This is a genomic window from Burkholderia pyrrocinia (assembly GCF_001028665.1).
GTDB lineage: Bacteria > Pseudomonadota > Gammaproteobacteria > Burkholderiales > Burkholderiaceae > Burkholderia > Burkholderia pyrrocinia.
This window is the reverse complement of the sequence record NZ_CP011504.1, coordinates 2,817,578-2,840,855: the sequence shown is the minus strand read 5'-3', so window position 1 is coordinate 2,840,855 and position 23,278 is coordinate 2,817,578. Positions and strand designations below refer to the sequence as shown.

General features: G+C 68.3%; 21 protein-coding genes and 2 pseudogenes. 14 read left to right on the top strand and 9 right to left on the bottom strand.

Translation table 11 applies throughout. The features are described from left to right. Nucleotides 1-14 precede the first annotated feature (14 nt). The 5 genes from ABD05_RS28710 (at nucleotide 15) to ABD05_RS28690 (ending at nucleotide 6,486) form a co-directional block, all read left to right on the top strand. Nucleotides 15-1,136, top strand: a complete 1,122-nt coding sequence (locus ABD05_RS28710; RefSeq protein WP_047903320.1) for a branched-chain amino acid ABC transporter substrate-binding protein — start codon at nucleotides 15-17, stop codon at nucleotides 1,134-1,136. Between the two features lie 65 nt (nucleotides 1,137-1,201). Continuing rightward, nucleotides 1,202-2,209, top strand: a complete 1,008-nt coding sequence (gene lhpH / locus ABD05_RS28705) for a trans-3-hydroxy-L-proline dehydratase (RefSeq protein WP_047903319.1) — start codon at nucleotides 1,202-1,204, stop codon at nucleotides 2,207-2,209. A 174-nt stretch (nucleotides 2,210-2,383) separates the two neighbouring features. Further along, nucleotides 2,384-4,975, top strand: a complete 2,592-nt coding sequence (locus ABD05_RS28700) for a penicillin-binding protein 1A (RefSeq protein WP_047903876.1) — start codon at nucleotides 2,384-2,386, stop codon at nucleotides 4,973-4,975. An 81-nt stretch (nucleotides 4,976-5,056) separates the two neighbouring features. Next, on the top strand, nucleotides 5,057-5,932 hold the full coding sequence (locus ABD05_RS28695) for a PilZ domain-containing protein (RefSeq protein WP_047903318.1): 876 nt from the start codon (nucleotides 5,057-5,059) through the stop codon (nucleotides 5,930-5,932). 224 nt (nucleotides 5,933-6,156) lie between these two features. Continuing rightward, nucleotides 6,157-6,486 (top strand): DUF4148 domain-containing protein, encoded by a 330-nt coding sequence (locus ABD05_RS28690; protein WP_047903317.1) that lies wholly within the window; start codon nucleotides 6,157-6,159, stop codon nucleotides 6,484-6,486. A 128-nt stretch (nucleotides 6,487-6,614) separates the two neighbouring features. On the opposite strand, the gene ABD05_RS28685 is transcribed toward ABD05_RS28690, so the two are convergent. From ABD05_RS28685 to ABD05_RS28675, 3 genes are read right to left on the bottom strand one after another with little or no spacing between them, the layout of a single operon-like run. After that, nucleotides 6,615-7,508: a DMT family transporter gene (locus tag ABD05_RS28685; RefSeq protein WP_047903316.1), complete on the bottom strand. Its 894-nt coding sequence runs from the start codon at nucleotides 7,506-7,508 to the stop codon at nucleotides 6,615-6,617. 8 nt (nucleotides 7,509-7,516) lie between these two features. Then, nucleotides 7,517-8,305, bottom strand: coding sequence for a DUF2182 domain-containing protein (locus tag ABD05_RS28680; protein WP_047903315.1), 789 nt, complete (start codon nucleotides 8,303-8,305; stop codon nucleotides 7,517-7,519). 23 nt (nucleotides 8,306-8,328) lie between these two features. After that, nucleotides 8,329-8,931 carry a DUF1326 domain-containing protein gene (locus ABD05_RS28675; protein ID WP_047903314.1) on the bottom strand — a complete coding sequence of 201 codons (603 nt, stop codon included), beginning with the start codon at nucleotides 8,929-8,931 and terminating at the stop codon, nucleotides 8,329-8,331. Nucleotides 8,932-9,272: 341 nt separating this feature from the next. Here ABD05_RS28675 and ABD05_RS28670 point away from each other — a divergent pair, with 341 nt between their 5' ends. Next, nucleotides 9,273-9,677, top strand: a complete 405-nt coding sequence (locus tag ABD05_RS28670) for a lysozyme inhibitor LprI family protein (RefSeq protein ID WP_047903313.1) — start codon at nucleotides 9,273-9,275, stop codon at nucleotides 9,675-9,677. Between the two features lie 73 nt (nucleotides 9,678-9,750). Here ABD05_RS28670 and ABD05_RS28665 read toward each other — a convergent pair whose 3' ends face one another. After that, nucleotides 9,751-10,398 (bottom strand): response regulator, encoded by a 648-nt coding sequence (locus ABD05_RS28665; RefSeq protein ID WP_047903312.1) that lies wholly within the window; start codon nucleotides 10,396-10,398, stop codon nucleotides 9,751-9,753. Beyond that, nucleotides 10,395-12,509 carry a PAS domain S-box protein gene (locus tag ABD05_RS28660; RefSeq protein ID WP_047903311.1) on the bottom strand — a complete coding sequence of 705 codons (2,115 nt, stop codon included), beginning with the start codon at nucleotides 12,507-12,509 and terminating at the stop codon, nucleotides 10,395-10,397. The genes ABD05_RS28665 and ABD05_RS28660 overlap by 4 nt, the downstream gene beginning before the upstream one ends. Before the next feature lie 317 nt (nucleotides 12,510-12,826). Between ABD05_RS28660 and ABD05_RS28655 the strand changes: the two genes are divergently transcribed. The 5 genes from ABD05_RS28655 to ABD05_RS28635 all read left to right on the top strand — a co-directional run bounded on the left by ABD05_RS28655 (nucleotide 12,827) and on the right by ABD05_RS28635 (nucleotide 18,370). Further along, on the top strand, nucleotides 12,827-13,297 hold the full coding sequence (locus tag ABD05_RS28655) for a universal stress protein (RefSeq protein ID WP_047903310.1): 471 nt from the start codon (nucleotides 12,827-12,829) through the stop codon (nucleotides 13,295-13,297). 385 nt (nucleotides 13,298-13,682) lie between these two features. Next, a complete protein-coding gene (locus ABD05_RS28650) occupies nucleotides 13,683-14,189 on the top strand; it encodes a cupin domain-containing protein (protein ID WP_047903309.1) in 507 nt (168 codons plus the stop codon). Nucleotides 14,190-14,376: 187 nt separating this feature from the next. Further along, nucleotides 14,377-15,402 carry a DedA family protein/thiosulfate sulfurtransferase GlpE gene (locus ABD05_RS28645; protein WP_047903308.1) on the top strand — a complete coding sequence of 342 codons (1,026 nt, stop codon included), beginning with the start codon at nucleotides 14,377-14,379 and terminating at the stop codon, nucleotides 15,400-15,402. Nucleotides 15,403-15,844: 442 nt separating this feature from the next. Next, complete coding sequence (locus ABD05_RS28640; RefSeq protein WP_047903307.1) at nucleotides 15,845-17,227, top strand: amino acid permease; 1,383 nt, start codon at nucleotides 15,845-15,847, stop codon at nucleotides 17,225-17,227. Between the two features lie 207 nt (nucleotides 17,228-17,434). Beyond that, complete coding sequence (locus ABD05_RS28635) at nucleotides 17,435-18,370, top strand: universal stress protein (RefSeq protein WP_047903306.1); 936 nt, start codon at nucleotides 17,435-17,437, stop codon at nucleotides 18,368-18,370. A gap of 530 nt (nucleotides 18,371-18,900) precedes the next feature. On the opposite strand, the gene ABD05_RS28630 is transcribed toward ABD05_RS28635, so the two are convergent. Further along, the gene (locus ABD05_RS28630; protein ID WP_047903305.1) at nucleotides 18,901-19,335 is read right to left on the bottom strand and encodes a hypothetical protein; all 435 of its coding nucleotides are present in this window, start codon (nucleotides 19,333-19,335) and stop codon (nucleotides 18,901-18,903) included. A gap of 83 nt (nucleotides 19,336-19,418) precedes the next feature. Next, entirely contained in the window at nucleotides 19,419-19,907 is a 489-nt protein-coding gene (locus ABD05_RS38000) for a hypothetical protein (RefSeq protein ID WP_148669157.1), read from the bottom strand. On the opposite strand from ABD05_RS38000, the gene ABD05_RS28625 reads away from it, so the two are divergent. Together ABD05_RS28625 and ABD05_RS28620 are read left to right on the top strand one after the other, a co-directional pair. Beyond that, on the top strand, nucleotides 19,900-20,154 hold the full coding sequence (locus ABD05_RS28625; RefSeq protein ID WP_047903304.1) for a DUF3562 domain-containing protein: 255 nt from the start codon (nucleotides 19,900-19,902) through the stop codon (nucleotides 20,152-20,154). The genes ABD05_RS38000 and ABD05_RS28625 overlap by 8 nt on opposite strands. A gap of 237 nt (nucleotides 20,155-20,391) precedes the next feature. Beyond that, the gene (locus ABD05_RS28620; RefSeq protein WP_047903303.1) at nucleotides 20,392-22,191 is read left to right on the top strand and encodes a methyl-accepting chemotaxis protein; all 1,800 of its coding nucleotides are present in this window, start codon (nucleotides 20,392-20,394) and stop codon (nucleotides 22,189-22,191) included. A 30-nt stretch (nucleotides 22,192-22,221) separates the two neighbouring features. Here ABD05_RS28620 and ABD05_RS39080 read toward each other — a convergent pair. Beyond that, nucleotides 22,222-22,326, bottom strand: a pseudogene (locus tag ABD05_RS39080) (helix-turn-helix domain-containing protein); the annotation flags it as partial. Nucleotides 22,327-22,576: 250 nt separating this feature from the next. Beyond that, a complete protein-coding gene (locus ABD05_RS28615) occupies nucleotides 22,577-22,825 on the bottom strand; it encodes a hypothetical protein (protein WP_047903302.1) in 249 nt (82 codons plus the stop codon). 142 nt (nucleotides 22,826-22,967) lie between these two features. Here ABD05_RS28615 and ABD05_RS39465 point away from each other — a divergent pair. Continuing rightward, nucleotides 22,968-23,270 (top strand): annotated as a pseudogene (locus ABD05_RS39465) (hypothetical protein); the annotation flags it as partial. Nucleotides 23,271-23,278 lie beyond the last annotated feature (8 nt).

Sequence of the window (23,278 nt, the reverse complement as noted above, 5' to 3'; positions counted from 1 at the left end):
AATCAGGAGACATCATGCGACACCTCGTTACCGCGCTCTCGGTGGCCGTTGCCGCCGGCGCGCTGACTTCCGCGCACGCGCAGGAAGTCGTGATGATCGGTCATTCGGCGCCGCTGACGGGCCCGCAGGCCGCGAACGGCAAGGACAATGAAAACGGCGCGCGCCTTGCCATCGACGAACTCAACAAGGCCGGCGTGAAGGTTGCCGGCAAGACCGTCACCTTCAAGCTGATTTCGGACGACGACCAGGCCGACCCCAAGGCCGGCGTGCAGGTCGCGCAGAACCTCGTCGACAAGGGCGTCGTCGCCGTGCTCGGCCCGTACAACTCGGGCGTCGCGATCCCGGCGTCACGCGTGTACTCGAATGCCGGCGTGCCGATGCTGCCGGTGGCGTCGAATCCGGCGCTCACGAAGCAGGGCTTCAAGAACATCTTCCGGATCGGCGCGAGCGACGAACAGCTCGGCGGCACGATGGGCACGTTCGCTGCGAAGACGCTGAACGCGAAAACCGCGGCCGTCATCGACGATCGCACCGCGTACGGGCAGGGCGTCGCCGAGCAGTTCATGAACGTCGCGAAAGCGAACGGCATCAAGATCGTCGACCAGGAATTCACGAGCTCGTCGGCTACCGATTTCCTCGGCATTCTCACCAAGATCAAGGCCAGCAACCCCGACGTGATCTTCTTCGGCGGCTATGCGGCGCAGGGCGCGCCGATGGCCAAGCAGATGAAGCAGCGCGGGCTGCGCGCGAAGCTGCTCGGCGGCGACGGCATCTGCTCGGCCGACATGGGCAAGGTCGCGGGCGAAGCGGCGTCGATCGTCTACTGCGCGCAGGGCGGCGTCGCGCTCGAGAAGACGCCGGCCGGGCGCGAATTCCTGAAGAAGTACCACGACACCTATCACACGGATCCGCAGGTCTACGGCGTCAACTACTACGACGGCGCGAAGCTGCTCGCCGACGCGATGGTCAAGGCCGGCACGACCACCGACAAGGCGAAGCTGATCGCGCAACTCGCGAAGTCGAACCATGCGGGCGTCGCGGGCACCTATTCGTTCGACGCGAACGGCGACCTGAAGGGTGCGCCGACGACCGTCTACGTGATCCGCAACGGCCTGCCCGAGCCGTACGCGAAGTAACCGGCCAATCTGCCATCGGACGGCGGCCTGGCCGCCGTCCTTCGTTTCAACGCATTCGATCGACCATGAAAATTTCCCGATCCCTTTCCACCGTCGAAGTCCATACGGGCGGCGAAGCGTTCCGCATCGTCACGAGCGGGCTGCCGCGTCTGCCGGGCGACACGATCGTCCAGCGCCGCGCATGGCTCAAGGAGAACGCCGACGAGATTCGCCGCGCGTTGATGTTCGAACCGCGCGGCCACGCCGACATGTACGGCGGCTACCTGACCGAGCCCGTGTCGCCGAACGCCGATTTCGGCGTGATCTTCGTGCACAACGAAGGCTACAGCGACCATTGCGGGCACGGCGTGATCGCGCTGTCGACCGCCGCGGTCGAACTCGGCTGGGTACAGCGCACGGCGCCGGAAACGCGGGTCGGCATCGACGCGCCGTGCGGCTTCATCGAGGCCTTCGTCAAGTGGGACGGCGAGCATGCGGGGCCCGTGCGCTTCGTCAACGTGCCGTCGTTCATCTGGCGGCGCGACGTGTCGGTCGACACGCCGTCGTTCGGCACCGTGACCGGCGACATCGCGTATGGCGGCGCGTTCTACTTCTACGTCGACGGCGCGCCGTTCGACCTGCCGGTGCGCGAAGCGGCGGTGGAAAGGCTGATTCGCTTCGGCGCGGAAGTGAAGGCTGCCGCGAACGCGAAGTACCCGGTCGTGCATCCGGAGATTCCGGAAATCAACCATATCTACGGCACGATCATCGCGAACGCGCCGCGCCATCCGGGCTCGACGCAGGCGAACTGCTGCGTGTTCGCGGATCGCGAGGTCGACCGCTCGCCGACCGGCTCCGGCACCGGCGGGCGCGTCGCGCAGCTGTACCAGCGCGGGTTGCTCGCGGCCGGCGACACGCTCGTCAACGAATCGATCGTCGGCACGATCTTCAAGGGGCGCGTGCTGCGCGAGACGACGGTCGGCGACATCCCGGCCGTGATCCCGGAAGTGGAGGGCAGCGCGCATATCTGCGGGTTCGCGAACTGGATCGTCGACGAGCGCGATCCGCTGACCTACGGTTTTCTCGTGCGCTGAGCATCGGCGCCGATCGGCCGCCGTCGCGCGGCTTCCCGTTTGTTGTACCAGGCTTGGCGCGTCGCTCCCGTTGCGGGGCACGCGCCTTTTTTGCATGTGAACGGTCGCGACACCGCGCCGCGCATGCCGACGCAAGGCCGCCACGGACCGGCGGGCCGCGCGAGTTTTGGTACGATGCACCCTTTTCAGCCGAGCCCCACCCGCGTGAATCGCCGAAACGTGTCGTCAGTGCGTGATTTCTGTGCCAGATGGATCGCGCGCGCCCAACCCGTCGCGGCTGCCGCCGTCGCGAGGGTCAAGCCTCTCGCCGCCGCCGCGTGGCACCATCTCCGTCATCCGACGCGCCGCGGCGTGCTGCTCACGGCCGCCGCCGTGCCGGCGCTGTTCGTGCTCTACGTGATCGTACTGATCCCGTTCACGCCGGGCATCGGCGACATCCGCAAGGCGCGCGTCGACCAGCCCGCACAGGTGCTGTCCGCCGACGGCAAGCTGCTGGCCGAATTCAAGCCGTCGAACCGCGAGTGGGTGCCGCTCAAGCAGATCTCGCCGCACATGGTCGACGCACTGATCGCGACCGAGGACCATCGCTTCTACGAGCATCACGGCCTCGACTGGAAACGCACCGCATCGGCCGCGCTCCATACGTTCTCGGGTAGCCGCCAGGGCGGCTCGACGATCACCCAGCAGCTCGCGCGCAACCTGTATCCGGACGAGATCGGCCGCGCGCCGACGCTCACGCGCAAGGTGAAGGAAGCGATCACCGCGCTGAAGATCGAGGCCGTCTACAGCAAGGACCAGATCCTCGAGACCTACCTGAACACGGTGCCGTTCCTGTACAACGCGTACGGCGTCGAGATGGCCGCACGCACCTATTTCGACAAGTCGGCCGACGAGCTCGACGTGCTCGACAGCGCGACGCTCGTCGGGATGCTGAAGGGCAACAGCTACTACAACCCGGTGCTGAATCCCGAGCGCGCGCTGCAGCGGCGCAACACGGTGCTCGGCCAGATGGTGAAGTACGGCAAGCTGTCGGCGGCGCAGTTCGCGCAGTTGCAGCGCAGGCCGCTGCGTATCGATTTCGAGCGCCAGAAGGAGCCGCCGGGGCCGGCGCCGCATTTCGCGCAGCAGTTGCGCAAATGGCTGATCGCGTGGGCCGACCGTAACGACTACAACATCTATTCGGACGGGCTGATCGTGCGCACGACGATCGACTCGCGGCTGCAGCAGATGGCGACGCAGGCGCTCACGCTGCAGGGCAATCAGCTGCAGGGCATTGCGAACAACGCATGGAGCGGCCGCGACGGCTGCGGTACCGACAACGAGGTGTTCCGCACCTTCATGCGCGAGTCGCCCGAGTACAAGGCCGCGCAGGACGCCGGCAAGGACGACGCGGCCGCGATGAAGCTGCTCGCGGCCGACCGCGGCTTCATGCGCGCGCTGTGCAAGACGAAGACCGACGTGCAGGCCGGCTTCCTCGCGATCGATCCGCGCGACGGGCAGATCCGCGCCTGGGTCGGCAGCCGCGACTTTACCAACGAGCCGTTCGATCACGTCGCGCAGGCGCGGCGCCAGCCGGGCTCGACGTTCAAGCCGTTCGTCTATGGCGCCGCGTTCGCGAGCGGGATGAAGCCGGAAGACACGTTCATCGACCAGCCGGTCGAGATCCCGCTGAAGGGCGGCGAGATCTGGCGGCCGAACGACGACGTGCCGCCCACCGGCAAACCGATGACGCTGCGCGACGCGGTCGCGCTGTCGCGCAACCGGATCACCGCGCAGGTGATGGAGAAGGTCGGGCCCGCGGCCGTCGCACGGCTCGCGCGCGACATGGGCGTGCGCGAAAGCCCGCTCGAGCGCGTGCCGTCGCTCGCGCTCGGCACGAGCCCGGTCACGCTGAAGGAGATGGTCGCGTCGTACGCGACGATCGCGAACGGCGGGCTGTACGTCGAGCCGCAAATGGTGACGCGCATCGAAAACCGCCAGGGCGACGTGCTCGCCGAATACGCGCCGGGGCCGCCCGAGCGCGCGTTCGACGCCGAAACCGACAAGACGCTGCTCGACGTGATGCGCGATGTCGTGACGCGCGGCACAGGCGGCAGCATCCGCACGCGCTTCGGGATCCGTGGCGACGTGGCCGGCAAGACGGGCACGACGCAGGACAACGCGGACGGCTGGTTCATCCTGATGCAGCCGGGCCTCGTCGCCGGTGCGTGGGTCGGTTTCGACGACGGCCGCGTGACGCTGCGCAGCGATTACTGGGGGCAGGGCGCGCACAGCGCGCTGCCGATCGTCGGCGATTTCTTCCAGCGCGCGCAGCGCGCCCGGATCGTCGACACGAAGGCGAAATTCGATACCGAGCCGTCGCCAGGCTGGTTCGCATCGCTGCGCGAGCGTGCGTCGGACCTGTTCGACACGTGGTTCAGGACCGAGCCGAAGAAGACGCCCACGCCCGTCAGGACGCAGCGTGTCGAGCCTCCATCGGAAGCCGACGAAGGCGCAGCATCGGCCGCGTCGACGGCATCGGCGCCCGAAGCGGCGTCCGGCGGCATCGTCGAGGAATGGATACCGGCGTCCGAAGTGGCCGCATCGGCCGCGGCGCTGTCGGCGGGCGCATCGCAACCGCAGCCGGCACCGCAGCCGGCAGCCGGCGCAAGTACGACGAGCGGTGTCGGCACGGGCACCGGCGCCGCACCGGCAGCCGCACCTCCCGCCACGCCGGCCCAGCCGACCGCGCCGGTCGCTCCCGACACGACCGGCGCCTCACAGTAACGAAGCCGTTCAGATTTCGCGCGAAGCTGCCGTAATCAGGTTGTCACGACAGTTCGCGCGGTCGCTCCGCGCGCCTCTCCGATGCGGCTTCCCACCGACTACGTCGCGCTCGTGCGCGACGATCTCTCCGCCGGCGTTCCGCTCGGCTTCGATCTCTACGATGCCGACGGCGCCGCGCTGCTGCCGGCCGGCACGACACTGCGCGATGCCGCGCAGCATGCTTTCCTGTTCGATCATTTCCGGCCCATGCGCGTGCGCGAAAACGCCGATGCCGATCCGCGCGTGCATGGCGCGGTGCCGCCCGCCAAGCGCATGGGGTTGGCGGCCGGCGCCGCGATCGGCATCCGCCGCCGGGTCGGCACGACACGCGCGCTGCAGCGCTGCCGGCTGATCGGCATCGCCGCGTCGGGCGCGCTGTTCGTCGAACCTCAGCCGGCGGCCGTGCTCGAATTCGCGCGCGGCGACGACATCGAAGCGGTGGCGATCGGCCGGGCCGCGGTGTCCCGTTTCGGCGCGACGGTCGAGTCGGTGCAGGTGTCGGGCGCCGCGCCGTTCATGATCCTGTCGCCGCCGGGCTTCGTCGACCGGCTGCGCACGCGCGCGGAGCCGCGCGTGCCGGCACGGGTCGCGGCCTGCTGCACGGGTGGCGCGGATGGCACGGAAAGCATCGGAATGGTGCACGACATCAGCCTGAGCGGGCTGTCGGTCGCGTTCGACCGGACCATCGCCGCGGCCGGCGAGCCGTTGCGCGTGCTGCTGCCGTACGCGGCGGGCGACCGCGTCGAATGGCTGGCGCTCGACGGCACGGTGCGGGCCGTGCATGCCGATCCGTCGGCGCCGGCGCTGACGCTTCATCACGCCGCATTCGGCGAGATCGGCGCCGACGACCTGGTCCGCCTCAAGGCACTGTTGTTCGACAGGCTGATGGCGGCGGCGGACATCGACCAATCGCGCTGAAGCGCGGGCAGCACGCGCCGGATGCCGTATCGCAGCATTCGGCGTATGAATGCCGATAATCATCTGATGAATGGCGTTATTCCCGCGCGATTGTGCTCTTCCCGTCAATAGTGAATTCGCGATTTAAGTATTTACCCTGATAGTCGCGCCTCCTAGACTTCTACTCATGCGCAACGACCCCGAGTCCGAAGCGCCTGACAAAACAATCCTGGAGGTAACGCATCATGAAATCGCTGATCAAGGCAGTTGCACTGGCCGCTCTGGTGGCCGCACCGGTTGTCTCGTTCGCCCAGTCGAACCAGCAGCCGCTGACGCGCGCGCAAGTGCGCGCCGAACTGGTCCAGCTCGAAAAGGCCGGCTACAACCCGAACGACTGGATCAATTACCCGGAAAACATCCAGGCCGCCCAGGCAAAGATCGCCGCCGCGCAGAACACCGGCGCGCAAGCCGACGCAACGGGCTACGGCGCGAATGCCGCCGCGACGTCGCAGTCGGGCCAGCGCGTGGTCGTGCCGGCCGCCGCCGATCGCACGTCGGTGTACTTCGGCCACTAAGCCGGCCGGCGCCGCCATGGCGCCCGGTTTGCCGCTTCCCCCGAAACCCGTGCACGGTATCCGTGGACGGGTTTTGCGTTTCTGCATGCACGAACGAGCCGGGGCGAGTGCGGTGCGCCCGCCGGCCGTCACGGCGCGGCGCCCGCGTGGCGGGCACGGGTCGCGAGCACCGCCGCGACGCCACCGAGGATGGCGGCCGATGCGAGCGCGAGCCGCCAGGTCGGCTGTTCCGACAGGAACAGCACGGCGCCGCACGCGGCGATCGGCGGCACGGACAACTGGATCGCCGCGGCGCGCATGGCCGTGAGGTGCCGCAGCGCGGCATACCAGACGACGTAGCCGAGGCCCGATGTGAGCGCACCGGAAAGCACCGCAAGCGCGATGCCGGCCGGTGTCACGTGCATGCGGGCGGCGAGCGCGACGCTCAACGCGAGCGCGAGCGGTGCGGCACGCAGGAAGTTGCCGGCGGTCGCCGCGACCGGATCGGCAGGCTTCCGGCCGCGTATCGAATAGATGCCCCATGCAACGCCGGCGACAGTCATCAGCGCGGCGCCTTGTGGCGTCGGCGCCGCGAGCCCCGGCGACACGAGATACAGCAGCCCGCCGAGCGCGACGCCGAACCCGGCCCAGCCGGCCGGGGCGAACCGTTCGCCGGCGCGCCATCCCGCCGCGAACATCGTCAGTTGCACCGCGCCGAACAGGATCAGCGCGCCGGTTGCGGCACTGACGGTCAGGTACGCGAACGAGAAGCACGCGACATAGGCGAACAGCATCGCCGCCGCGGGCCAGTCCGCGGGCGGGGCGGGCCGTCGCGCACCCGCGCGGGCAACGATCGCGAGCATCAGCGCGCCCGACACGAGGCGCAGGCTGCCGAAGCTGGCCGCGTCGATTCGCCCGGCCTGCAGCGCGAGCCGGCACAGCAGCGAATTCGATGCGAATGCGAGCATCGCGACTGACGTCAGCGCGGCAACCCGCACGCCTGGTCGCACGTGCAGCGCGAATGCGGAGGCGGGCGGACGCATCGCGGGCCTCACGCGTGGTTCGCGACGATCAGCACGGCCACGCCGAACAGCGCGACGCCGAGCGGCGCCGTGAGCTGCCGTCCCCACACCGCATTCTTTTCGATGGCCATCAGCGCGGCGAGCGACAGCATCCAGCCGAGACTGCCGGCGCCGACGACGAACATCAGCAGCATCAGCGCCCAGCAGCACCCGACGCAGAAGAGCCCGTGGCTTGCGCCCAGCGCAAACGCATGCCGCAACGGCGTGCGGCCGCGCCAGCGGCTGATCACGAAACCGAAAGGGGTGCGGCAACGGTCCAGACAGTGTTCCTTCAGCCGGCTGAACTGAAATGCGCCGGCGAGCGCGAACACGGCCGCGCCGATCAGCCAGCCGCGCCACGCGAGTGCCGGCACATGCGCGACGCCCATCAGCAGCAGCGCATGCAGGCCGTGCGCGACGAGGCCGAATCCGCTCCACGCGACGACGTAGCCGACACCAACGAGCGCGAGCAGGTGCGTCTGGTCCGGGCGGTTCGAGACGACGCGCGCGAACGCATCGAACAGCGACAGCGTCGTCGGCAGCATCATCGCCAGGATCATCAGCGTCCAGGCGGCCGCGTCGAGCACGGCCGGCAGCCATAGCGAGCCACCCGGCAGCGCGCGACACAGTGCGTTGAACGGTTCGGAGGCGGCACCGTCGCCGTGCTCGAGATAACGCCCGTACGGACTGCGTGTCCACGCCCACAGCGTGACCCACGCGAATGCGACGAGGCTCGCGAACACGAGCGGGAACAGGCGCCGGTGCAGCGACGCTGCCATGGCCGTTTCCGTGCGACCGCGATTCACGCGTCGAACAGGAACGTGCTCTGCAACGCGTTGTGATTCTTCAGATCGAGGTCGATGCCGATCGCCGCATTCTTCGACCGGTAGACAGGCGCCTTGCCGACGAACACGGGTGCGCCGGGCACCGTCGAGAACACGGTGTCGGTCAGCGTCGTCTGCGCGCCGCTCGGGCCCAGGTACGGCTCGAGTTCCGCGTGATAGTCGGTGCCGATCGACAGCGTGCCGCGCGCGCCCTCGACGTCGAACCGGATCGGTGCGCGCTCGATCGACACGACCTTGCCGATCAGTTTCGCGAGTTCGGCGATCGGGCCGCCGGCCTGTCCCGTATAGACCTTGAGGAGCGCCTTCTCCTGCTCGTCGGACGCCGTGTCGCTGACGTAGATCGCAGCCGTCCAGTTGCCTTGCAGGATATTGCCCGGCACACGGCACACCGCGGCGATCGTATTGCCGCCGACGTCGACGCCGTCGACCGTGCCCTTGTCGACATGCCAGGCGACGATGGTGTCGCACACGCCGAAATCCGGATCCTCGCCGATCCAGCAGGGGCACAGTACGCGGCAGTTGCAGACCTCGAGCAGACGGCCTTCCAGGTGATAGCTCATGATTTCCTCCAGGGAGCGACGGCGATTGCGCGGTGCGCAGGGCAGAGGAAACCGGCTGACGAAACGTCATGCCCGCTCGACGGCACGAACGCGAAATGCGCTGAAGAATGCGCGGAAGCGGGACGGGATGGATGCGATAGCGCGGGCCTGAAGCGGCGTATCGATTTTCCAGTGTAGGCGCGCGTGGACGATATGCAAGCCGGCACGGGGGCACGATGCCGGCTGACAAGCGAACGCGCGTGCGCTAGCATCGCGGACGGTGTCGCCGCGCGCCGAGGCGCGGCAGGGGCATCAGGCTCCGCACCGGCTTCCACGACTTCAACGAACAACAAGGAGCATCCATGCGTGTCTTGACCGGTCTGCTGTGCTCGCTGGCGCTGGCGGCGAGCGTTGCCCATGCACAGGCGAATTGTGCGGACGCAACGGATCAGGCGACGATGACGGCATGTGCCGATCGTGCGTACAAGAAATCCGACGGGGAGCTGAACCGGACCTACCAGGCCGTCACCGCACGCCTGCGCGATGCACGGCCGCTTGCCGACAAACTCGTGAACGTGCAGCGCGCGTGGATCGCGTACCGCGATGCCGAATGCAGTTTCTCCAGCGCGAATGCAGAGGGCGGCAGCGTATACCCGATGGTCGTATCGACCTGCCTCGACGATCTGACGAAAGCGCGTACCGAAACGCTGAAGGGCTATCTGTCCTGCGAGGAAGGCGATCTCGCGTGCCCGGTGCCCGGCAAGTAAAGTCATGCACCGCTTGACCGGCCGCATGCCGCGCAGCCGGTCGAACCCGCCATCCGCCGCCGGACGTCGTCCGTTACACGTCGTCCGTTTCGTCGAGCAGCTTGTGCCGCATCGCGTAACGCACCAGCGCCGCTTCGTGCGGCATCTGCATCTTTTCCAGGATCCGTGTCTTGTAGGTGCTGACCGTCTTCGCGCTCACGCACAGCGCCTGTGCGATCTCGGTCAGCGTCTGGCCGGCGGCGATCCGCCGGAATACGTCGAATTCGCGATCGGACAGCCGCTGGTGCGGCAGCGTCTCGGCCGGCTCGTTCAGGCTCTGCGCGAACTGCTCGGCCATCGCGAGGCTCACGTAGACGCCGCCCGACGCCACCTTCGTGACCGCGCCGACCAGCTCGGCGCTGGCGCTTTCCTTCGTCAGATAGCCTGACGCGCCCGCGCGGAACGCACGCACCGCGTATTGCTGCTCCGCGTGCATCGTCAGCACGAGCACGCGCAGCGCGGGTTTCTCGTCCTTGATCTGCTTGATCAGTTCGACGCCGTTGCGGCCGGGCATCGACAGGTCGAGCACGAGCACCTGCGCGGGCGTCGAGCGCACGAGCGCGATCGTCGACGGGCCGTCGCAGGCTTCGCCGGCCACCTCGAATCCGGTGGCGTTCTGGAGAATGTGCCGCAGACCATCGCGCACGAGCGTATGGTCGTCGGCAATGAGCACCGTGATCATGTGATGAGGGTTTCCTGTTGAACGGTACTGAGCGGGAACGCGACGGTAATCGAGAAACCGCGCGCGAGCGCGGTATCGATCGTCACGGTACCACCGAGCATGTGTGCGCGTTCGCGAATGCCGATCAGGCCGAACGATTTGTCCTCGTGAGCCGGGCCGCCGGGCGCCGCGCCGCGGCCGTTGTCCGCGACGCGCAGCACGCAGAAGCCGTCCTCGATATCGAGCCGCAACGCGACGCGCGTCGCATCCGCGTGGCGCGCGACGTTCGTCAGCGCTTCCTGGACGATGCGGAACAGCGTGGTCGCGCCCGCGCTGGTGAACGTGAGGCCGCCCGTTTCGACGTGACGCTCGACATCGATCCCGTAGCGGTTCGTGAAATCGTTCGCGAGCCATTCGATCGCGGGCACGAGGCCGAGATCGTCGAGCATCACGGGGCGCAGGTCGGCCGCGATGCGCCGCACCGATGCGACTGTCGCATCGATCAGCCGCCGCATGCCCTGCAGGTGCGACAGCATGCCCGCGTCGGGCTGCGCGCGGCCGGGCACGCGCAACTGCTGCTCGACGACCGACAGGTCCATCTTCAGCGCGGTGAGCTGCTGGCCGAGGTCGTCGTGCAGTTCGCGCGCGATGCGCGTCTTTTCCTCTTCGCGCACGTTCTGCAGGTTCGCCGACAGTTCACGCAATTCCTGGCGTGACTGCTTCAGCGCGTTCTCGGCGCGCAGCCGCTCGGTGATGTCGCGCAGCATCACCGTATAGAGCTTGCCCGACGCGTCGCGGATCTGCGAGATCGACGCCTCGATCGGGAATTCCTCGCCGTTGGCGCGCAGCCCGAACAGCACGCGCTGGCGGCCCATCTGGCGCTCCGAAACCCCCGTCACGCCGAACTGGTCGACGTGCTTCGCGTGCGCGGCACGGAACCGTTCGGGGATGAAGCGCGACAACGGCGCGCCGATCGCCTCCATCGCGGACACGCCGAACACCTGCTCGGCCATCGGATTGAAGATCACGACCGTCTGCTTTTCGTCGATCGTGATGATCGCTTCCATCGACGAACGGATAATGCCCATCATCCGCGCTTCGTTGAGGATGCCGCGGCTGCTCGCGCCGGAATCGGCCGCGGCGCCGGACCGGCCGCGCACCAGCGCATGGACGAGCGCCGCGAATGCGAACGACGCGATCAGCCCGGCGGCCAGCACGGTGCCGGCCGCGCGTTGCGCACCGGTTGCACTCGGGCGGCCGTCGGCGGAATAGGCGAGCGTCAGCATGGTGCCGCCGAAATTCAGCACGTCGGTGCGCCGCAGCAGGTCGGGCGAAGCCGACGCCTCGTCGGTCGTCGTTTCGACACTGGCGATCGCGCGTGAATCGCCGCCGGCGGTCATCCACAGGTCGATCCCGCGTTCCGCGTCGAGCGCACGCTCGACCAGGCGCCGCGGGCTCAGCGCAGCGAACAGCACGCCGTCGGCGCCGGCTTCGCGCGTGCCGGACGGGGTGGCGGCCGCATGCCGCGACGCGGTCACGGGCAGGAACAGCGTGAGGGTGCGTGCGTCGCGGGACGCGTCGTCGTCGGCCGGGTGGACGCCAAGTGCGATATCGCCGGTCTGAAGCGCGCGGGAGAGTGGCGCGGCGTCGGAAGCAGCGAAGCGCACGACGGGCGAGTTCGATGCGGGCGCGCTGAGCGTTGCGGCCGCGAGCGGGCTGGCCGGCATCGGGTTCGCGCCGGCGAGGGCGCTGCGTGTGGCAGGCGGCAACGGCGCATAGCCGAGCTGCCGGATCGGCGAGCGGCCGTTGTCGAGACCGAGCGTCTCCGCATAACGACGCCATTGTTCCGGCGTCATGTCCGGCACGAGGCCGAACGCGCCGCGCGCACTTTCGAGCACGGCGACGCCGGACTGCAGTTCGTGGCGCAGCATCGCGGTCACGTGCGCCGTGCGGCGTTCGAAGCGCGTATGGACGGCGCTTTGCCACTGCCCGCGCACCAGCAGCGCGACGCCGAGCGACAGCACCGCGCCGGCGAACAGCGCAACGACGCCGGCCGCGAGCGGCTGGCGTAACATGGTCTGGAGGCGCGTGTGCCCTCGGGCGTCACGCGTCGGGGTTCCACCGGCGGTCATTCAATGGCCATTCAGTTGTCGGGGCCCTTGGCACTCGGGCGGCGCGGCAAAACCGGGCAAAACTCGCACCGGCTGCGTGCAACGTCTATTTTCAAGATGAAATTGTGCGCGTTTTACACGTTTTATGTAATAGGGTCACCTGAAAATGCGGCAAACGGCGCGGAGCAGCGGGCACGCCGGCCGCGCTTGACGCGCGTCAACGAGCGCGTCGACACGTGGAGCAGACTGTTCGGCAGGCAAGCCGGCACCGGGCCGGTTTGCGGTAACGGGCCGCCGTTGCGCGATGCGCGGCGCGTGCCCGGTCGGAGGGACGGACCATGTACAAGCGGATTTTCGTCGGGCTAGACGGCAGCCCGAATGCGCGTCTCGCGCTGAACGAGGCGATCCGGATCGCGGCAGCGTCCGGCGGCGAGGTCACCTGCGCGTATGTCGTCGAGCATCGGCCGCAGCTCGTCGACGTCGATGCGGGCTTCGCGGCCGAGCGCGACGGCGATGCGGCCGCGACCGCTGCCGCGACGCCAGTGCTCGACGACGCGAAAGCGGTGCTCGCGCAGCAACACGTGCCGGGCACCGTGCGCGCGCTCGATGCGTACGGCGAGGACATCGCGACGGTACTGATGCGTACGGCGGCCGAAACCGACGCCGACCTGATCGTGATGGGCACGAGCGGGCGGCACGGCCTGCGCCGCCTGCTGCTCGGCAGTGTCGCGGAATCGCTGCTGCGCGCGGCCGACCGGCCCGTGCTGCTGGTGCGGCACAGCGAGCCGGGCACGCCGGCGGCCGCGTGATGCACGCGGTGCCGCGCTGACGCTCGAGCGGTTGAGCGGTTGCGGTTGCGGTTGCCGGCAGGAGACTGCCGCGCGCCTTTGCCGGATGTCTGCCTGATGGAACGTGCGACGCGCTGATCGGCGCGGCGCGCGTGAGTTCGCCTGTCGCGTTCGCCGCATGCGTCGTCCGGACGAGGGCGCCCGGGACGGCCTCCGCAGGTCCGTTATTGCATGCCCGCGGTTGCATCCCGACACGCAGTTCTGGCAGCATCGACCGTGTCCGCTTCCTCGCCGCGCGCATGGCCCGGCGATCGACGCAGCGGTATCCGGCGGCACCCGGTCGCATCCGCGATGAACCGAGCCGTACGCCGGATGCCGGTTTCTCACCTTATCGACGTCATCCGCCATGCCGATTTCCGCCACCGACCTGATCCGCCAGTTCGACCTGCAGCCGCACCCCGAAGGCGGCTATTTCCGCGAAACCTATCGCGCGACCGATTCGGTCGTGCGTCCGGCCGACGGCGCGCCGCGCGCCGCATCGACCGCGATCTACTACCTGCTGTGCGATGGCGCCTATTCGTCGTGGCACCGGATCCGGTCCGACGAGGTCTGGCATTTCTACGCGGGCGATCCGCTCGAGGTGTGGGTGCTCGACGAGCGCGACGGGCTGACGATCCACCGGCTCGGCAACCCGCTCACGCATCCGGGCACCGTGTTCCAGACGGTCGTGCCGGCCGGACGCTGGTTCGGCGCGCGCTGCGCGTCGCCGGAGCACGTCGCGCTCGTCGGGTGCACGGTTGCACCGGGCTTCGAGTTCGCGGAATTCGAGCTGGCCGACGCGGCCATGCTGACTGCCGCGTTTCCCGACTACGCGGAACACGTCGCAAAGCTCGCGCAGCGCCCTGACGCGTGATTGTCACGGCGGTGCAACCGTCGGCCCGAAGCCCGCGCCGGCGGCGTGTGTTCCGCGCGATCCCGGCCAAACCCGTTTAGAATGCCCGTGATGCACAAGGCCTGCTGCGGACGCGCCGCAGCGGCCGTTGCACAGCCGGTCCGACGGTCCCCGTCGCGCGGCCCGCATGTCTTCCAGGAGCGCCGCCGTGTGGCACTTTCCCATTGCAATTCCATCGTCGCTCGGCCCGTGGGCCGTGTTCGCGAGCGTGTTGATCACGCAGCTCGGCGTGCCGGTGCCGGCCGTGCCGATGCTGATTCTCGGCGGCACGATGGCGGCAATGGGGCAAGCGTCGTGGGCCAGCATGTTCGCGGCGGCGATCGGCGCGACGATGCTCGCCGATTCGCTGTGGTTCTTCATGGGCCGCACGCGCGGCCGGCGCCTGCTGAACGGCCTCGTACGCTTCTCGCTGTCGCTCGACACGACGTTGCGCTTCGCGCGTAACGTATTCGAAAGATACGGCGCGCCGCTGCTCGTGCTGTCCAAGTTCCTGCCGGGCCTCGGCCTCGTGTCGGCGCCGCTGCTCGGCACGACTGCAATCGGCGTGGGCGTATTCCTGTTCTGGGATCTGGCCGGCGCGTCGCTGTGGGCCGCGTTCTGGCTCGTCGGCGGCGCGGCCATTCACGACCAGATCGTCCAGTTCGTGCTGTGGGTGCGCGCGAGCGGCGGCACGATCCTCGACGCGTTCCTCGCGATCTTTATCACGTTCCTGCTGTACCGCTGGGTGCGCCGCGTGCAGTTCCGCCGCTATCTTGCGCAGGTGCGCATCTCACCGCCGCAACTCGTCGAGATGATGACGTCGGACGAACCGCCGCTGATCTTCGACGCGCGGCCAAAAGCGATTCGCGAGCGCGAGCCGTACCGGATCGCCGGCGCGGTGCCGGTCGATCTCGATTCGCCGGACCTGCTCGACCCGGAAATGCTGAAACGGCCGATCGTCGTCTATTGCGTGTGCCCGAACGAGGCGACCGCGAAGCGCCTGATCGCGAAGATGCAGCGCAAGAAGATGATCCACAACATCCGGGCGCTGAAGGGCGGCCTCGATGCGTGGGAGAAGCACGGCTATCCGGTCGAGCCGATGCCGGCCGATCTCGATTCGTCGCGCTATTTCGTGCGGCCGGAACACGGTGCGCTCGAAGGCGAATATACGGTGCGCGCGACGCTGTCCAAATAAATGTGCGCGCGGCACCGCGCGCATTCGAATTCCACCGCCGGTTTCACGCATTCCGATTTTTCGAAAATCGGCTGGCGTGAAACGTCTGATCATTCTTATAATCCCGCCTGCGTATTGCGTGCGCGTGATCGCACACATTCGACGCGCGTTCGTTCGCGCCGAAAGCGATTGATCCCGTTGCCGTCCGTCACGCGCACAGCCGCGTCGTACGGTCCGCACGGGTGTATTCCGTGAAAGGCCCGATCCGTTTTCCGGATTGTTCCGGGGAATACGGATAATCCGCGGCGATTCCAATCGGATTGACGCAGTATTCGTGTCGTTTCTCATTTTGAAATCGACCGCGGAGATTATTTCGTTTTCGGCTGCCGGTATCGGCATGAACGGTCGCGCATTGACATCGACACAATGACGGCGGCCCGCGCGCGGCTGCCAGGAGACGGACTTGAAACAACCAGAAGACCAGTTGCACCGCGGGCTGGAAGAACGGCACATCAACCTGATGGCGCTCGGCGCGACGATCGGCGTCGGCCTGTTCCTCGGCTCGGCCACCGCGATCCGCACGGCCGGCCCGGCCATCCTGCTGACCTACCTGCTGGGCGGCATCGCGATCTTCCTGATCATGCGCGCGCTCGGCGAAATGGCGATCACCAATCCGGTCGCCGGCGCGTTCAGCCGCTACGCGCGCGACTATCTCGGCCCGCTCGCCGGCTACCTGACCGGCTGGACCTACTGGTTCGTGTGGATCGTCACCTGCATGGCGGAAATCACGGCGGTCGGCGTCTACATGCACATGTGGTTCCCCGGCGTGCCGAACTGGATCTGGGCGCTCGCGGCGCTCATGGCGATGGGCTCGGTGAACTTCATCGCGGTCAAGCTATACGGCGAATTCGAGTTCTGGTTCGCGCTGATCAAGATCGTCACGATCGTGCTGATGATCATCGGCGGCGGGCTGATGATCGGGTTCGGCATCGGCAACGGCGGTGTCGCGACCGGCATCTCGAACCTGTGGGCGCACGGCGGCTTCATGCCGAACGGCATCGGCGGCGTGATCGCCGCGCTGCCGATCGTGATGTTCGCGTATCTCGGCGTCGAAATGCTCGGCCTCACGGCCGGCGAGGCGCGCAACCCGGAAAAGTCGCTGACGAAGGCCGTGAACTCGGTGTTCTGGCGCGTGCTGATCTTCTACATCGGCGCGCTGTTCGTGATCATGTCGCTCTATCCGTGGGACCAGATCGGCACGCAGGGCAGCCCGTTCGTGATGACGTTCTCGCGGCTCGGCATTCCGGCCGCTGCCGGCATCATCAACTTCGTCGTGCTGACCGCGGCGCTGTCGTCGTGCAACAGCGGCCTGTTCAGCACCGCGCGGATGCTCTACAACCTCGCGCATCAGGGCCAGGCGCCGGCCCAGCTCGGCCGCGTGAACCGCAACGGCGTGCCGGTGTATGGCGTGATCGTGTCGGTCGCGCTGCTGCTGATCGGCGTGCTGCTCAACTATCTCGCGCCGCAGCACGTGTTCACGTGGCTCACGTCGGTGTCGACGTTCGGCGCGATCTGGACCTGGTGCGTGATCCTGATCGCGCAGATGCGCTTTCGCCGCACGCTGTCGGCCGACAAGATCGCGCGCCTGCCGATCCGCGTGCCGTTCTATCCGGTCGGTTCGTTCGTCGCGCTCGGCTTTCTCGCGCTGGTCGTCGTGCTGATGGCGTTCACGCCCGACACACGCGTCGCGCTCGTGATCGGGCCCGTATGGATCGTGCTGCTCGGCATCGCGTATGCGCTGTTCTACGCGAACCGTCCGGCGGCATCGGTACCGACGAAGTCGTAAACGGTAAGGGCAGGGCTGCGCGATCGTTGATCGCGATCATGCGGGCGCGGGCCGGACGACCTATGCTGAACCCATTGCTAGTCCGCGCTTCGCGTGGCTACCCGCCGATCCCAGCGATCGCGGCGGCTGTCCGGCCGCCGCGCGCCGCTTCCGCGCGAAGCTCCCGTCGTCGTTCCGCGGCGACGCGCACGCACGGAGACCTTCGCCATGCAGCCTGTCCAGTCCATCCCGCCGCTCGCCCGGATCGTGCTGGCCGTCGATCCGACGCCCGAATCGCTGTCCGCCGCGCGCTATGCGCGCACGCTGCTGCATGCCGGCATGCGGTTGCGCATCGTCTGCGCAATCAACAATCCGCGCCTCGTCCTGCCCGACATTCCGCGTATCGACGCGCTGCTGACGTCTGCGCGCGAGGACATGATCCGCGAAGCGCAAGCCATCAACGCGCGGATCGCGGCGCTGTTCGCCGACAGCGGCATCGACGTCGAGCAGGCCATCGTCGATACGTCGGTCACCGGCGGCACGGTCGCCGATGCGCTGGTGAACGACACGCTGGCGTGGCGCGCGGACGTGCTCGTAGTCGGCGCGAATCCGCATCACGGGCTGCTGCGGCTCGTCGAAGGCGCGATCTCGGACACGCTGACGACGCGCGCGAGGTGCGCGCTGCTGATCGTGCCGGTCGGCTATGCGCGCCCGTCGGACGGCACGCTGCAACGTCTGATGTTTGCGGTCGACGGCAGCGAGCCGTCGCTGCACGCGGTGCGCGTCGGGCTCGGCTTCGCGGCGCCGACGACGTTGCTGTATGCAGCGTACGTGATCGATCGTGCGATTCGCCTGACGGATATCGTGCCGGTGCGCGCGCTGGAGGACGCGTACCGCGCGGAGGGCGAGGATGCGCTTGCGAAGATCGGCCCGCTATTCCAGGCGACCGGCAACCCGACCAAGCGCGGTGTCGTCGAAACGCGCCCGACCAGCGACGACGTGGCGCATGCGCTGATGCGCGACGCCGTGCACTGGCGTGCAGAACTGCTGGTGGTCGGCACGCATGGCCGGCGCGGCATTGCCGCGTGGTTGATCGGCAGCGTCGCGCGCCGCGTTGCGCACCTCGCGCAAGTCCCCGTTTTGCTCGTGCGTGGCGCGGAGTGAATGGCGCGGTGTCGGGCACGAAGCGGGCTTGGGTTGACCTGCATCAGAAACGGTATGCGCATCGCATGAGACATTCACGGAGCATCCGGCGACGCGGCCGGTCTCTCGCGCATGCGCGATGACGAGCGCGCATGAACGCGAGCATGGATCGACTGCGCATGCGTCGCCGTTACATCATTTTCAGGAGCCGCGCCACGCGTTGCATGGCGCGTCATCCGCCGGGAACTCTCTGGCACGAGGGTAGGCAGCCGATGGCTGCCTTGGAGGACGGGCGGGGTGCAAGTCACCCCGTCCGCTTTCCGCGTTGTTGGCCCCGTCTGATTTCTTTTCCCCGCAGGAATCGTCGTGAATGCTGCCGTGTGGAACGGCGCGTGATGGCCCGGAATGGCGCGCGGTCGCGCCAATGCGGATCGGTGATGGTCGCGGCATGCGCGGCGTCGCAATACACGCGCGGCCACTGCACGCCCTGCAGACGCTTCTGTCGCGCGCAGTCATGACACGGCCCCGTGCCGTGCCGGCTGCGTGCGCGTTCAGAAGGTGCGAAGCATCGACCGCAGATCGTGCCGGCGGCCGGCGCCGCGGCGTACACGCGGACGTTGACGCCCGACATGCATCGGCCCGCGCGCGACGGACGTGCGACTGCGCTGCCGGTTCGCATGCGGCCAGCCGGGGCGCGCCTTGCGGCGTGGCTCGGCAACGGCGGGAGCGTCGAGGGCGGCCCGCGCGCAGAGGGCTGCGGCGAACCGTTGCAGCGCGAGTAGCGACCCCGCGACGCTCTGGTATTTTTCGCGGCCGATCTGCCCGTCGAGCGTGACGAGCAGCCCGGCTTCGCGTGCGAGCGCGAGCAAGGTGTCGAGGTCGTCGGACGGACGATTGCCGGCCGACACGCCTTGGGCGGGCAGGGTACGCGTGTCGCCCGACGCGCGCCGCTGGGCGTCCCTGCCCTGGAAGTTGCGATGTTTCATGGTTGGTCTCCTGCGCCGGACCCCGTATGCCGGCTCGACGGCCGACTGTGCGATGACCCGGTATGAACGCTTCGTCCATGCAATCAGTATCGGGTGGCGAAAACGCGCTGCCAAGCAGCGTGCGCTGAAGTCGCTGTCAGGCATTGCGCGCACGTATCGGAATCCGCTGACACGCGCGGCGGCCGATCGGCGGGTGCGGTGGTATCGGTGGTGATCCGGCGCGTTCGTTCCGACGAATGGACAGGGTGCGGCGGACGTCGCTTGACGCATGATTTCGGCCGGTCTAAGTTGCCCACTGCATCGGCGTCGCGCGGCGTTCCACCGTCCGCCCGTTTGCCGGTGCCGCGCGCCGGGGTGGCGTGGCAGGGCTTCCAGTCTCGTTCGCGGGCAGTTTGCGCCGCGAACCAAGCGCGGCCGGTCCGGAAGCGGATCGACGCGGCGGCACGCAACGTGCCGTTGATCGCGCGCAAATATGCTCCGGCGCATCGTACGCCGCGCAGCCGTCCAGTCTTTAATCTTCCAGTACCGTCATCTTTTCGTACCTCGACCGTCAGGAGTTCGTCGATGTCCAAGGACAATTTGCTCGATTCACTCAAGGAAGCCGCCGAACAGCGTGCGATCGGCGCGGATCAGCTGCGCGCGATGCTCGACGACGAAGTGCGCGTGCTGTCGTCCGGCGCACGCGTGCACGACTACATCCACGTGTTCGCGATCCGGCACCTGCGCGAACGGATGCGCCAGCAGGACGATCTCGACAGCGACACGCGGGCCGGTGCGCCGCCCGCGGAATCCGGTCCGCGCACGAGCCACCGTCTATGACGGGCGGTCGCCGCGACGGACGCTACGGGCGGTTAGCCGCCCAGTCGCCGCGCCCGGCAACCCGCGCACGGGTGGCCGGGCGGGCGCGTCAGTCCTGACGATCCGCTGACATTCGGCGGCGCCTTCCGCCTTACATTTCACTGAATTGTCACAACGGCCTCAAGTAAGCCGCGCGATTGCCGTTTACCCGGTGAATTCGTCCATCGGGCGTTCGCGCTCCCTTACCGAGTCGTTGCCATGCTCTCGTCCATCCGCGCCCGCATCCTTGCCGCGTGCGTCGCCATCGTTGTATTCGCGCTCGTCGCCACCACGCTGATCAACTACGTCATCGCACGCTCGTACAACGACGACGCGATCGACCGCAACCTGACCTCCGTCGCGAGCGGCCACGTGGTCGGGATCGCCGACTGGGTCGCCACCCGGAGCCGGATGATCGCGTCGCTGCAGGATGCCGCGCTGGCGCCCGATCCGCTGCCGGTGTTCAAGCAGATGGCCGCGGCCGGCGGTTTCACGAACGTCTACGCGGGTTACGCCGACAAGGCGTTCCGCTTCTCCGACGCGACCGGCATCCCGCCCGACTACGATCCGACCGGCCGCCCGTGGTACAAGCAGGCCGCGCAGGCCGGCAAGCCGGTTGTCACGCCGCCTTACGTCGATGCCGGCACCGGCAACCTGGTGGTTACGTTCGCGGTACCGATCCTGCGTGACGGCGCGCTGAAGGGCGTCGTCGCCGCGGACGTCGCGATGGACAGCGTGATCGCCAACGTGAAGTCGATCCGCCCGACCCCCGCCAGCTTCGGGATGTTGATCGACAGCAACGGCCACGTCGTTGCGCACCCGGACCCGAAGCTCACGCTGAAGCCGGTTGCCGACGTGTCGCCCGAACTCGGCGCGATGAGCGCCGCGTCGGTCGCGGCCGCGACCGCGCCCGTCGAGGTCAGCGTCGGCGGCGACGCGAAGCTGGTGCGCGCGCGGCCCGTGCCGGGCACCGACTGGTACGCGCTGGTGCTGCTCGACAAGACCGAGGCGACGGCCGGGATGCGCTCGCTGCTGACCGCGTCGCTGATCACGCTGGTCGTGATCGTCGGCGTCGCGTCGCTGATCATCGGCGCGATTACCGCGACCGCGTTCCGCCGCCTGTCGCAGGTGCGCCAGGCAATGGCCGCGATCGGCTCGGGCGCTGGCGACCTGACGCAGCGCCTGCCGGCCGACGGCCGCGACGAAGTCGCCGACATCGCGCGCTCGTTCAACAGCTTCGTCGACAAGCTGAACGACGTGATGCGCCAGATCCGCGACGCGAGCGAATCGGTGCGCACGGCCGCGAACGAAATCGCGGCGGGCAACCAGGACCTGTCGTCGCGCACCGAATCGGCGGCGGCGAGCCTCGAGGAAACGGCCGCATCGATGGAAGAGATCACGGCCACCGTCGGCCAGTCGGCGGCGGCGGCCGGCCAGGCCGACGAACGCGCGGCGGCCGCGTCGCGGATCGCATCGCACGGCGGCGTGGTCGTGTCGGAAGTCGTCGCGACGATGGGAAAGATCGAGGAAGCGTCGGGCCGGATCGGCGACATCATCGGCGTGATCGACGGGATCGCGTTCCAGACCAACATCCTCGCGTTGAACGCGGCCGTCGAAGCGGCGCGTGCGGGCGAGCAGGGCCGCGGTTTCGCGGTCGTCGCGCAGGAAGTGCGCAGCCTCGCGCAACGCAGCGCGCAGGCCGCGCGCGAAGTGAAGGTGCTGGTCGAATCGACGGTCGCGAGCGTGTCGGCCGGATCCGGCCAGGTGCGCCAGGCCGGCGACACGATGCGCGAGATCGTGTCGAACGTGTCGAACGTGACGACGATCATTTCCGAGATCACGCACGCGGCGAACGAGCAGACGCGCGGCATCCAGGAAGTGAATCGCGCGGTCACGCAGCTCGACGAAATGGTGCAGCAGAACGCGGCGCTCGTCGAACAGTCGACGGCCGCCGCAACCGCGCTGCAGTCGCAGGCGAACGCGCTGGCGACCACGGTCGGGCGGTTCAAGGTCGCGTGATGCGGCCAGCGGAATGCGCGGCCGCACCGATCAGGAGCGGTCGCGCATCGGCGCGAGCCGGTTGTAGCGCGTCTTCAGGCTGATCCCGAGCGCTTTCGCCGTGCGCGGCTGGTTGCCGTCGAAATGACGCCGCGTTCTCCGACGTTCGGTCGGACGTCGTCCGCCCGGGCCCGACCGCCGACGAGGCCGGGATGCTCGGCACCGTCGAACGACAGGCCAACCAATTCGCGCTCTACCGCTCGTCGACTTTCGATCGCGGCCAGCGGCGCAACGTCGGCGGGCACAGCCGATGTCACGTCATTGGCGTTCAAGGCGTTTCATCGGATCACTCCCGATTTCGCCAGCCCGCGATGCGCCGGTGCGCATCGCGGGCCGGACGCCGCCGTCAGCCGTGATCGCGGGGCGGGGAAGGGTCGTGCGGTGCGCGACGTTCGTGCTTGCCGGACGGCTTGGCCGGGTCGATACGCGTCGCGCCGCCGACGGCGGGCGGATCGCTGGCCGGGAACGATTCATCGAGCCCTTCGTCGATGCGCTCCTCCGTCTTGTCGTCGGATGGCGGGCGGGACGTGGCGAACCTGAGCAAGCCGGCAGCCGGCGACACGGCGTCGCGGCGGCCGGGGGCGTGAACGATCATGGTCGAACCTCCTTGGTCGTTGATGCAGGGGCAAGCGCCATACCTGCGCGGCACCGGCTTCCCCGCGCTTGCGCGCCGCGGAAGCCGGCCGGTGCGCCGGGCATGGCACACGCACCGTCGGCGTGGACGAGAGGACATCGTGATGAATGCAATCAAGGAAAGGATACGTTACGACGCGAACGCATGCGGTGGCGATGTCGAATCGCACTCGTTGCGTCATCACATCGAGGCATTGCCGGGCGGCGTGCTGCATATCGGCTTTCGCGCCAACGGCCGCCCGGTCGCCGTCACCGTCTCGTTCGACGATGCCGCATTCGACACCTGTACGCAATGGGACGCCAGCCAGAAACAACTCGCGCTCGGGCGGCTCGCGGACGGCTTCCCGCGGATGATGTCGACGCGCAACCCGGCCACGCTGGCCGGCGACTATCACATCGAGCGTTTCCGATTGGG